General features: G+C 36.4%; 7 protein-coding genes. 3 read left to right on the forward strand and 4 right to left on the reverse strand.

Annotated elements, in window-relative coordinates:
- The first annotated feature begins 373 nt into the window (after positions 1–373).
- Entirely contained in the window at positions 374–2,071 is a 1,698-nt protein-coding gene (locus JEM65_RS19920; protein WP_199603327.1) for an AMP-binding protein, read from the forward strand.
- A gap of 36 nt (positions 2,072–2,107) precedes the next feature.
- Here JEM65_RS19920 and JEM65_RS19925 read toward each other — a convergent pair whose 3' ends face one another.
- The 3 genes from JEM65_RS19925 to JEM65_RS19935 form a co-directional block, all read right to left on the reverse strand.
- The gene (locus JEM65_RS19925; protein ID WP_199603329.1) at positions 2,108–3,421 is read right to left on the reverse strand and encodes a serine hydrolase domain-containing protein; all 1,314 of its coding nucleotides are present in this window, start codon (positions 3,419–3,421) and stop codon (positions 2,108–2,110) included.
- Between the two features lie 617 nt (positions 3,422–4,038).
- On the reverse strand, positions 4,039–4,812 hold the full coding sequence (locus tag JEM65_RS19930) for a hypothetical protein (RefSeq protein WP_307810569.1): 774 nt from the start codon (positions 4,810–4,812) through the stop codon (positions 4,039–4,041).
- 120 nt (positions 4,813–4,932) lie between these two features.
- Complete coding sequence (locus JEM65_RS19935) at positions 4,933–5,865, reverse strand: nuclear transport factor 2 family protein (RefSeq protein WP_199603331.1); 933 nt, start codon at positions 5,863–5,865, stop codon at positions 4,933–4,935.
- Between the two features lie 452 nt (positions 5,866–6,317).
- On the opposite strand from JEM65_RS19935, the gene JEM65_RS19940 reads away from it, so the two are divergent.
- Together JEM65_RS19940 and JEM65_RS19945 are read left to right on the forward strand one after the other, a co-directional pair.
- Entirely contained in the window at positions 6,318–9,356 is a 3,039-nt protein-coding gene (locus JEM65_RS19940) for a sensor histidine kinase (RefSeq protein ID WP_199603333.1), read from the forward strand.
- Between the two features lie 72 nt (positions 9,357–9,428).
- Complete coding sequence (locus JEM65_RS19945; RefSeq protein WP_199603335.1) at positions 9,429–10,061, forward strand: response regulator; 633 nt, start codon at positions 9,429–9,431, stop codon at positions 10,059–10,061.
- Between the two features lie 488 nt (positions 10,062–10,549).
- Here the strand turns inward: JEM65_RS19945 and JEM65_RS19950 are convergent, their stop codons facing one another.
- Entirely contained in the window at positions 10,550–12,793 is a 2,244-nt protein-coding gene (locus JEM65_RS19950; protein WP_199603337.1) for a tetratricopeptide repeat protein, read from the reverse strand.
- Positions 12,794–13,073: the final 280 nt, after the last annotated feature.

Genomic DNA, 13,073 nt, shown 5'->3' on the forward strand with positions numbered 1-13,073 from the left:
CCGATAAAGAATTAAGATCGCTGCGCTTATAGTCGCGATAACTATCGGGAAAAGAACAAAGACTTTATTGTAACTAACTGATAAACAGCACTTATTATAAATTAGATTTGCCCAATCACTCTAAGTGAAATTGGTTTCAAAAACAAGGTGTCATTTTTAAGTTCTCGAACCAGATCATGCTTTAAGGGGGTTTGCAAACTTTTTACCTGTTTTACCGGACGCTGATGATTTTTTGGTTTAAAATTCAAAAAACAGGAATTGCTTTAAGCAGTTATGGTATTGATTTTTTTTACTCAAATTGTAACTTTTTATACTCCTTGGCATTGCATATGTAATTTATATGCATAATTTTAGTAATTCAAAGTAAATATTTATGGAAGCTTTAGAATTATACCAACGGGTAGCTCGAGCTATAAAAGAAGGACACTTTGATGGTTTACATGATCTTACCCCTGTAAAACCGAAGTATTTTAATTGGGTTACCGATATTTTTGAGCCACTTAATGTCGAGCAATACCCCAATGACAACGCTTTGCTATGGAAATACAATCAGCAGCAAGAAGTTTATACTTTTGAACAGATCTCTTCTTTAAGCAACCAGTTCTTGAACTTACTACGAAAGTATGGTATTGCGCAACACGATAAAATATTCATCCAATTACCTCTTGTGCCACCTAATTGGTACGGATATCTGGCATGTATTAAAGCTGGGATTGTAATCATTCCTGCTTCTACAAGTTTAGAAACACGTGATTTAGAGTTTCGGTTTGAATCCGTGTTTCCTCAAGTAGCTCTGGCCGATTCTGCAAATGCGATTAAAATTGATGCCGCGGAAAGAACTGTTGGTGGTCGCATAAAATTAAAGATCATAACCGATGGAACCAGAAAAGGATGGGTTTCCATAAATCAGATTCAACTGGAGTCTAAAAATGCCACCGGTGCCAAAACACGTCCTGATGATGATCTATTTTATTTCTTTACATCGGGTACCACGGGGATGCCTAAAATAGTGGTCCATACACATTACGGCTATCCTACGGGTCACTTAACAACAACGTCTTGGGTTGGTGTGCAACGTGGCGATTTACATTATAATATCTCACAACCGGGTTGGGCGAAATTTTCTTGGAGTAGTTTTTTTGCACCGTGGAATGTAGGAGCAACTATTCTAGGATATCATTGTGATCGTTTTGTGCCAAAAGAACAACTACAAACTATTCAAGATTTAAAAGTCAATACTTTTTGCTCTCCTCCTACCTCCTTGAGAATGCTCATTCAGGAAGATTTAGAATCTTATAACTTTTCCTTACGGGAGTGTGTTGCTGCGGGCGAACCTTTAAACCCAGAAATTATTGAAGTTTGGAAAAAAGCGACGGGTATTCTTATCCGTGATGGCTATGGGCAAACCGAGGCCACAGCGTTGGTTGTAAATTTGCCGGGCCAGAAGGTGAAATTTGGGTCAATGGGCAAACCAACGTTTATGTATGATGTTTTGATTGCGGATGATAATGGCCAAGAAGTGCAAACTTTGGAGGAAGGAAATATTTGCCTCAGGCACCATCGAGATCTGGTCACGGGCGTCTTTAAAACGTATTTAACCGATCCGGAACGCAATGCTTCGGTTTTTAAATTTGGACTTTATTACACGGGAGACAAAGCCTACAAAGATGAAGAAGGTTATTTATGGTTTGTGGGGCGGGACGATGATGTCATTAAAGCCTCTGACTTTAGAGTTGGCCCTTTTGAAGTGGAAAGCATATTACTAGAACATCCTAAGGTATTAGAAACTGCGGTGGTGGCCAGCCCCCATGTATTGAGAACTAATGCCATCAAGGCTTTTGTGGTTTTGGCAAGTGGAACGGAAGCATCTGAGGCACTGGCAAAAGAACTGTTCCACTATTCTGAGGCGCATCTATCACGTTATAAAATTCCCAGAATCATCGAGTTTACTGAAGCGTTACCTAAGACTATTTCGGGAAAAATAAGGCGCGTTGAACTTCGCGCCCACGAAGCACTGAGCAAACAACAAAAAGAAGTACGTACCAATGAGTATTTTCATGATAAATATTAAGTCAACTTTTAGGTAAAAACGGCACTTTGGTTTTTCTCAATTCTTTGAAGTGTTTATGTGTTTCCAAATTTTCGGACTAAAATCATCTTCATACATCAATCTGTTGCTTCGGGTTGGATTGACACGATTGGTAAGAATAATCAAAAATTGATCATTATCAGGGTTCATAAAGAAAAAAGTCCCGGTATAACCCGTATGGCCAAAATCGTGTTTTTTATAAAACTCATTGGGTTTTCGTTTATCAAAACCAATGCCACGATAAATTCCTTTTTTGGTCAGTGGCGATTTGGTGAACTTTCTTACCACTTTTGAATTGAGAATTTGTTTATCTTGATGTACTCCTTTATTAAGTAGCATTTGGCAAATGACAGAGATGGAAGCGGCATTGGCAAATAAGCCTGCATTTCCTGAAACACCACCCAAGATAGCAGCAGTTTCATCGTGTACATACCCCTTTAAAGTGTCTTTTCTGAAAAAATTGTCAATCTCGGTCGGTATCACATGTTGTGCAGTTGTCCATTTTAAAGGATTATATCCAATTTTCGATATGCCTAACGGACTGAAGTTATCTTTGGCAAGAACGTCCAATGGTCTACCGGTTTTAGCCTCCACCATGTGTTGTACAAGAATCAAATTCAAATCGCTGTATAGATAATTACCACGAGGATGGATGCGCGCCAAAGCTATTTCATTTGAAACGGTTTTATAAAATTCTGGATTCAGCCACATGTTTTTATAAATCTGAATATAGGTGTCGTTTGGTTCGAAAACGAGATATGTTGAATTGTAAACAATGTTTTTATTCACATACATATTGTCAAATAACTCAGGATAATCAGAGGATTTTTCCGCACTTAAAAGCGATGAACCATTGGGCGTTGATAACAAGTTTTTATAGAACGTAATTCCTGATTTCAAACCTGAGGTATGGGTTAACAATTCAAAAAGGGTTAAATCGGCAATGGCTGTATATTTATAAGTGTTGACCACGTCACCCAATTTATCGTCTAAATCTATTTTACCATCGCTAACCAAACGCATTGCTACGAGGGTGGCTCCCAAAACTTTGGACATAGAGGCTAAATCATACACGTCATCTGTTGTAACCGGTTGTTGTTTTGAATAATCATGATACCCATAATTTTTCATAATAAAAATAGAATCTTTATGACCCACCACAACTTGAGCCCCAGGAAAAAAACCTTTTTCGAGTGCATTGATCATCATGGAATCTATGTAGACTTCATTTTGCCTTGTGTCGAAAGTGTTTTTTGAATGTTTTAGAGATTTGCAGCCTATCTGAGAACCGATCAAAAAAACAAGTACCATACCAATTCCTATTTTTTTCATTTTGTGGGGATTTAATCTTGAGTTTTGACCAGGAATAAGTGGGTTATTATCGGTCTTAAATTGAGTTTATTAATTTTTTCACAGTGTTAGAATTCCAAAGCACCAAAGTTCTTCATTACAGTGTTTTATGTCTTAGTCGTTTAGAAAAGAAAGGTGATTAATTTTTTAAAATTATCTTTCACTATCGGCTAAATTTGTTCAGCGCATGAAGTGAACACTTATTATTTTAAATCATCGGAATCTAATTTAATGTGTTGAAGAGCTTCTCAACACTATGATGAGATAGTTTCTTATGATACTTATTTCGAATTTTATTTTTAGGCTTCCATAAACCACTATGGATTTCAAATCCATTGTTTTAAAGAAAAGAATGAAATTCTTTTCTGAGAATAGTTTGTCATTCCGAATGAGGCACGAAGAGGAATCTCAATATTATAAGATTTCTCGTCACTCGTTCCTCGCTCTGTCGAAATGACAAAATACCCTTAACAATTTATAGAAACTAAAGTAACTGCAATGAATCCCGATAGCTCGGGAGCAGGGTTTTTACCTTTAACTAGATAATAAAAAATGTGCGCTATAGCCTTGCCATACCGCACATTAATGCTATTTAATTTTTATTTTCTTTCAGAAACTTTAACATCACCACTAATTCCGCTTAAATCCGCACGGTAAATCCAAATTTCAGTCTCGCCCCCATCAGTAACAGCCATCCAGTCGTTTAAGAAGGTCTTCCAACTACCGGCACCGTGAACCGTTTCATATTTTTCAACAAAATTGTTATTCCGACTTAGCCAAGCCGATTTATCGAAGAATGAAATTACTGCCATGTCCCGTCCTTCTTTGGTACTTGAAAATTCATTAGTATAGATCCCGTAAGTTTCATCAGGACTTTTATCAGCATATACTTTAGTTATTTTTTCAACTAATTTTTTAGCGTCCTCCATTTTGCCGCGTTTAACATCCCAATAATCCACCTCCATATTTTTTATGGTGAAATCTTTTGAGAACCTGGACAGATCAGATTCAAAGCGCCAATAACTCTGAACACCACTTCCTACCGTTGTATATGCCGCTACATTAGTGTTCCAATCTGCGTCATGGCTTTCTTTTTGAGCAGGTCTACCGTCTAAAGAACTCCATGGAAATGGTCCCATATTCCAAACATAATTCCCTGTATTAGGCCCGTTGGAAATCCAATACACACGTACGCCATAAGGTCCGTCTCCGTGGTATTTTTTGTTGTGTGCCATAACCCCTTCTTCAAATTGGGTTATTTGCGCTGGGTTGGCTATTAACAATGCATTTTCGAATATGGCGTACTCAGTGCTATTTTGCGATAGTGCCAAAAACGGCAGCAAAAGCATAATAAAGATTAATTTTTTACTCACGCTCCAAATTTTGCTTTGGCGTTCGTGATTCTTCCTTGAAAAATTCATAATGTTTGATTTGTGTTCATCATTGACGAACTGATTAGAATAGACTTGTTTTATTTACAATTGTTAGACTCTTTAGTCCAATAATTTTGCGTTATAATACGCTGTTTCTGAAGTTATTTTTCCTTCTTTATTGAAATCCATTAGATAATGAATGGGTAGAATAATAGCTTTTTTGTCCGCTTTGCGGATTAAATTTATATTCCACCACGATTGTACCACACGGGCGTCTCCCATTTCATAATGTAAATAGTCAGGATAGCCTACCATATCGATGCTGGTAACTTCAAATTTGTCTAAAATTTGTTTGTCCACGACTTTCTGTTCCTCCAAAGAAACACTCTCAAACGTTGGAGAGCTCGAGTCCAGGAAGCGTACGTCTTCATCATAAAAACTGTACGTTTTGTCCCAATCGTTGTTTTCCATGGCATACATCAATTTCCTAACGGTATTGATGTTTTCATGATGGTTGTAAATAGTGCCATTAGTTCTATCGGCGAAGCTTGCCCTGATTTCGTCTATAACACCTTCATTATCATAACCAATAATGGTTTTGATCTTATTGTCTTTGGTAAGGGTGTATAATCTATGCGCTGCGGCATCAATTTTAACCCCGGTGTTTTTTTGTACCCCTTTCATTATGTTCCAAGTTTGTACCCAAACCTCTTTATCGGGATTGTCTTTTTTATATTCAATGGCATCAGCGTAAGATCCTGGATAGGTTTCTATAGCGTAATAGTCTAGCTGATCATGATACACCATTTGGTTGTTAAGAAATGCTTCTTTGTCCCTTCCCTTATCATTTTGGTTATTGGAGGTTCCGTTATAAGCTTTAAAATCGTCAGTTAAATAACTCCCCATTTTAGATCTATCTCCAGCAACGGAGGCTTTTACAAATTGATCAACAACATCTATTGTAGGATGTTCCATATAAACGGTTCCATTATTTTTTTGTGCGTAGCCAATAAACACTGATAGCAAGAGTACTACAAGAATTGTTTTTTTCATAATATTTGGTTTTGTGTCCGTCATAGACGTACGGGTTAGTATTGCATTGTTTGTCTTAGTTGTTCAACTCCAACTTTATCAATTGAATGGTTTTTGTTTTATGTGGGTAGAAACAGATGACATTTGTTTCTTTTCCCCACAATGGCGGGCTATTATGTGTATTTGATGAAATAATTGATTTCCGTTTTTCATAATAATTGTATGGATTAGGACAACTTTCAAAAGTGTAAGCCATTTTGAAGCTGAGTGTTTTATGCTATCAATTATTATAAGCCAAATCAGGTTCTAGGGGAAGTGTGTTCGATTAATTAAAAAGTGTGATTTACAGCAACTGTTTAATGACTACTAAATTAGGATGTATAATCCTCATTGTCAATCACATATTAATGTGGTTTTAACCCTATCTTTTTGTATATTTGAGAGTTACCTAATACTATGCACCCTTAAAAGCTTTGAAACCTCTTGTAAAGAAAATAGCTTTTGTTACTCTTATTTATTTGCTTCTTGTAAATAATGTGCTCATTGCGCAGAATCCTTCACAAATAGATGTCCTCACTACTGAACAAGGTTTAATCTTTAGAGATGTTACCTCCATTACACAAGACCATAACGACGCCATGTGGTTTGGTACAGACCTCGGTTTGGTACGTTATGATGGCTATCATTTTAAGGTCTACAATTCTGATAAGAGCAATCCGTTTTATATTGAAAAAGAATTTATTACAGGAGAATTGGTTTTTGATGAGACTACCAATGAATTATGGTATATGGCGAATGAAAACCTGTTTAAAATTCAATTAACTACTGATGAAGTCATTGCGTTTGGCAAGACAGATAATTTAAAGGGAAACGTCTTACGGTTATTAAAAGATTTAGAAAATAATATTTGGGTTATTACGGATGATTTTTTAACTGCTAGGCATGGGCAAGCAAAACAATACCTCCAAAAATTAGTAAACGGAACATTTGATGTGAAGTATGCCATACCTAGAAATAAACATCCCTATAGTAGATTGATCAGCGATAAAAATGGTGATCTTTTATGGAGTACACCCTTAGAAAGTTTGAAATTTGATACCAAGGGCAATTTATTAAAGACCTTTAATTTTTCAACCTTTCAATGGCATGGAAATGAGTTGCAATTTACAGTATCCTTCTATGATAGTCAGAATACGCACTACTACTTTCCACAGAAGGAACGCGGTGTTTTTAGTTTAAACGAAACAGATTTATCTTCAAAACGCGTTTTTGATATCGTGCATCAATTTTATTATGGTATAGAAGATTATCAAAAACACCTCTGGTTTGCCAGTAACAAAGAATTGATTCGTATGAGTCCGGATGGTAAATTCACGGACTATACTGCGCAATTGCAGGCTCGTTTTGAATATACCAAAATCAATGACCTTTTTATAGATGTCAACAAACTGCTTTGGGTAGCAACTGATAACGGCTTATTTAAAATACGCATTGGAGAAGAGTTATTTACACCACTCTTTAAATCGAATAGTGAAGGTTGGGGCCATACGATGCGGGGCATTTTTGAAGATGCCAACGGAACCATATTTGCGAAATGTGAAAGCAAAAACAAGCTTATTTATAAAACAATTACAGGAAAGATTGATACCCTAACCATTCAACTTGACCCTTTGTCATTAGAGGGGTTGCAGTACACCGCTAATTTTTATGTTCTAGATGGTAAAAAGCAGAATGTGTTTACCCTTGGAGAAAATTTATTGAAAATAAATTTAAAAAATGGCGCCACAAAAAGCTATGAAGAATTTAGACCCAATGTCACCTTTAAAGAACACAACCCATTAATTAAGCTCAAGGATGGAAGATTACTGTTTGGCCAAAGCCTCTCAAGACTGGTACTTTTTGATCCTGACACCGAGACAAGTGAACCTGTTTTTAAAGACTTCAATAATGAAACTGATATTGCCGACTTTACTTATTTTAAGGAAAGTGTCTCCGATAGTATGTTCTGGATTGGAACCCGAAATGATGGCTTGTTAAAAGTGCATCTTAGCGGCCGTATTGAAACCCAATACACTACAAATTCGCAACCAAATATCTCTAGAAATTTTGTCCTGGTTATTGAAGAAGAACCCAATGGAAGCCTGTGGGTAGGAACCTACGGTGGCGGTTTGAACTTTATTTCTGAAGATGGCCAAACAGCGAAAGTCTATACCAAATATCAAGGGTTGCCCGATGAGAATATTGTGGGCATTTTAACTGATGCTCAAAACAACCTCTGGATCAGTACTTACAATGGCTTGTCGCATTTTGATAAAAAGTCTGAAATCTTTCAGAATTTTTACACTGAAGATGGTCTCTCGCATTTTGAGTTTAACTATACCTCGTTCTTTAAGGATAGCCAAGACAATTTCTACTTTGGAGGCATGAACGGACTTAACCAGTTCAAACCTACAGAGGTATTAAAATATTCAGAACCACCAACCTTGCGTCTCTTGGGCATTGCAGGGTATAATAGCAAAGACCGAAAGGGCTTCAGTACAGATTATAGTCAAACAGAATTTACATCATTAGAGGTGTCGCCTTACGATCAGTATTTTGAAATCAATTGGACAATGCCAAGTTATTTTCAGAATCAAAAACACACCTATAGCACGAAGTTGGAAGGTTTTGAAGACCGTTGGTTTTATCGTGGCAATGTGGCGTCTCTGCGTTACAACCAATTACCAGCAGGTAATTATGTGCTAAAAATTAAAGGCAAGGATTCTCGAGGCAATGAGAGTGCGGCCATGTTATCCATTCCAATACACGTAGGTCAAATATTTTATAAAAAATTGTGGTTTATAATGCTTGTCATGTTGGTAATGGTGGGATTTATGTATGCTATTTTCAGATATCGATTTCAACAAGCCCTAGCTATGGAACGGCTGCGCACTAAAATATCGAGCGATTTACATGATGATGTTGGCTCCCTGCTTTCAGGATTGGCCATGCAAACAGAGCTCATGGAAATGAATGCCAGTGAAGCAGATAAATTTAAACTCCAAAAGATTGCCAGCATCAGTAGAAATGCCATTTCTCAAATGCGCGACTTGGTTTGGAGTATTGATAGCAGACGCGAAACTGTAAAAGACTTGATAGAGCGTATGCACGAATTAGCTGAAGAATTGTTATTGCCAAAAAACATTTCATTTCAAATTGACAGTAGCAGCGTTAGGCATCCTAACAGAAAGCTGTCAGCGCAAACCAAACAGAACCTTTTTATGATCTATAAAGAAGCGATTACCAATATTTTAAGACATTCTGATGCCACACGGTTAGCCGCCAGTATTATAAACCAACCAAATGGATGCGACATTGTTATTAAAGATAATGGCAGTCTTAAAAAGTCCTATAAATCGACGGGGTTTGGATTGGCTAATATGGCCCTGAGAGCTGAAAAACTTAAAGGCAAGATTCATTTTAAAAAAGAAAGTGGCTTTACGGTTCATTTACATCTCCCCTTTCATTTGTAAGAACCACATCTTAATGTGATTGTGTAAGTATTTTAATATAAGTACTTTACATTGGTTTATAATAACAATACTATGAAAAATATTAGGCTAGCTATAATAGAAGACGATGCCTTAGTACAAGAGAGTTTATGTGATTTTTTTGATGTGCTTTCTCATACCGAATGTGTGTTGGTAGCATCTTCTATTGAGTCTTTCCTAAAAGATTTTCCTCATTTAGAAAAAACGTTGGACATTATATTATTGGATATTAATTTATTGGGAATGTCAGGTATTGACGGTATTCCATTATTAAAAAATGAATTGCCAAATACAGATATCATCATGCTGACCACGTTTGAAGATAGTGATAGTATTTTTAAAGCTTTGTGTGCAGGCGCCTGCTCTTACTTATCCAAAAAGACCTCCTTGAAAAAAATTCAGGAAGCTGTTGAAATTGTAGTTGACGGTGGTTCTTATATGTCGCCCTCCATCGCTAGAAAAATAGCCAATCATTTTGCGCCAAAATCTATAAAAAATCAACTGCTTACACCACGACAACAAGATATTGTGATCGGTATTGTGGATGGAAAAAGTTATAAAATGATTGCTGATGATCTATTTGTATCGCTAGATACGGTGCGGAGTCATATTAAGAATATTTATAAAACTTTAGAAATTAACAGCAAGGCTGAATTAATCAAGAAATCTTATGATAAGGAGATTTGATTTTATGGTGTTGGAAACTGCTCGCTACCTATTATTTGAAGTGTCTGATAGCAATTACCAAGCTTATTAATTTATGGGTTGGCCTTGTTAAAATAAAATAAGGCCCATAAATCTTATGATTTATTGGGCTTTATTCCTCGGGGTGTGACTAATTGAAAACTCACAACACCCTGTAAATTATATTTGTAAAACATCAGTGTCCGGTAAAACAGGTAAAAAGTTTGCAAACTCCATAAAAGCATGACCTGGCTCGAGATCTTAAAAATGACACCTTGTTTTCCAAAACTAATTTCACTAATAGTGATTGGGCCAAATTTGATGTAGATAACGATTGTTTATCAGTCAGTTATAATTAAATCTTTGTTCTTTTCCCGCTATCGGGACTATAAGCGTAGCGGTCTTAATTCTTTATCGGATAATAATATTTTTTAAAACATTTCAAAATATTTTATTAGAGCGATCACAGTTGGAGGTGTAAACCCCAGGTCCTAATTTAAGTTTTGTAAAAAACGTTTATATTCATCATTTGCGGGATATAGTTGAACTAATTTTTTTAGTATTTTTTTTGCTTTTTCTATTTCCTTGTTGTTATAATAATGGAAGGATAAGGCATATAATAGACTCTCATTTGTTCCATCCTTTTTTAATCCGTCAAGAAGTGTTATTTCGGCTTTTGAAACATCTTTATTTTTATCGAATAATAAGCTTAAATTATAATATACCCGAATGTTTTCTGGCATTACACGCATTGCTTGTTCCATGTATTCAATGGCCTCCTCTGTGCGATTAAGTTCAGCATATAATAATCCTAATGAGTAATATACAGGACCGTATTCAGGTTCTTGGAACACCACTGTTTTATAAGCCTCTTCCGATTTTTTAAACTCTTGATTTCTATAATAAAGGTTCGCCAAATTAAGTCGGATTCTATTATCGGTGCCATCTATCTCTAAAGCCTTTTCATGCCCTTCTATTCCCATTGGAAGGTTGCCTTGTTTCAAATAATAATTGGCTTTTTTTATTTGTCCGCCTACAAAATCTGAATTCGTATTCAAATAGGTAGAAAATTCCGTTTTTACTTTTTGATAACTACTTCTGTATTTTTCGGGTATTTGCAGTTCTGTTGTGCCGCTTAAAGCATAAAAAGCTTTTATTCTAACGGTTCTTTTGCTGTCATTTAATAAGGGTAAAAAGTAGCTATCGTAATCTGTTGTATTAATTTCGCCTAAAACATCCAGAGTAGCGCCACGTACTAAGGGAGACTCATCATTTAATAAGGCTAAATACTTATCGATCAAATTGTTTGTTTGATACTGTGACAATGCCTTTACGGCCGATGCTCTCACCATTTCTGGCTGATGATGATCATTTATTAAGTCTGATAAACCCACATCGGCGCCTGGCTCACCTAAAATACCGGGCGTTAATTTATCCGAAAAATGAAGAGAATCCACTTGTCCATAAAGCGTTTTAAAAGATTCCCAGGCCCATTCGTTCGTTTTGTCTTTATGACATCCGACACACGCATTTGGCGTGCCATATTTTAAACTCAAATCAGGTCTTGGCACTCTAAAACTATGGTCTCTTCTAAAATCATTGCCCATATAGTATTTGCCCGGCATATGGCAATTTATGCACAGGGCACCCTCTGTCCCATTGGCGTGAAAATGATGTTTTGGTGTGTCATATTGTGGAGAACTGTGGCATTGCGTACAAAGCATATTTCCTTCAAATTTCAAATTTAAGGAATGTGAATTATGGCAACTGTTGCAGGCTACGTTGTTTTGATACATTTTACTTTGAATAAATGAGCCAAATACATAATCCTCATCCAATATTTGTCCGTCGGCATGATAAATAGGAGTTTCTATCAATTGCGGAAAATAATGATCTAACAGAGTACCTTCAAAGTTATAGGATGCGGAAAACTGTTCGCGCCTCATATGACATCGAGCACATTGGTCAATTAAATTTTTTGGAGCAGTTTCCATGGTCATCCGCATCGCTCCCGAGGCTTTATAATGTTCGCCTAGTTTATTGACGTCTTCTACATGCTGTTTGCCGGCTCCATGACAGGCCTCACAGTTAACGTTAATGATGGCGTATGTCGTGTTGTAGCTGTGCGTTTTTTCGTCATAATTTTTTCTAACATTGGTAGAATGGCAATCAGCACACATATTATTCCAATTTAAAGCACCTCTGGACCAATGCAACCATTCTGAATGCACTACTTTAAAATCTGGATACAAATCAAACCACTTGTTTTCAATGACATCCCAAGCCGTTCTTAGGCATTGGTAATGGCCATTGGGAAACTGTACAATGTATTGTTGCAATGGGGTGACTCCGAAGGTATATATGATTTTATAATCCTGATTGATGCCGTCTGGTCCTTCGGTGTTTACAAAAAAATCAGAACCTTTTTTATAAAAATGCGAGGTGACACCTTGACTCGAAAAGGTAGTATTATTAAAATCTCCCAGAACAGATAAACTGTCTGCCGTCTGCATTGCTTTATCATGGTGAGATCCTTCCCAGTCCTTAAACTCCTGTTGGTGGCATTTTTTACATTCTTGATCTCCTAGGAAATGACTGTCTGGTATTTTCTTTGTAGAGAGAAAAAAGGCATTCTGCGTTATGTCCTCATACTTGGTGTCGTCTTTGCATGAAAAGAGTACCAAAATACAAGCAAATAAAAGTTGTATTCTTCGAAATATCAATTTAAATCCCATTCTATATTTCTATTGATTGAAAATCATGTAAGTGCAAGTCATAGGTGCTACATATAAATTTAAACCATTTGGGACGAATCACAAGTGTTTAGGGTTAACATATTGCATGATTTTAATTATTACTTTTTCTTTACTATTCTCTATAATAAAACTATAATCCCAAGAGCCATTTGAGTCAACACCAAGTGTTTTTTGTATCCATTGTGGTACGTAAGTTTATGAGGGTTTTCTCTCAATCAGATCCTGCCTACATTTAGTCCAAGCGCCAATGCTTGTAGAA

The organism is Gelidibacter salicanalis (genome assembly GCF_016469035.1).
GTDB lineage: Bacteria > Bacteroidota > Bacteroidia > Flavobacteriales > Flavobacteriaceae > Gelidibacter > Gelidibacter salicanalis_A.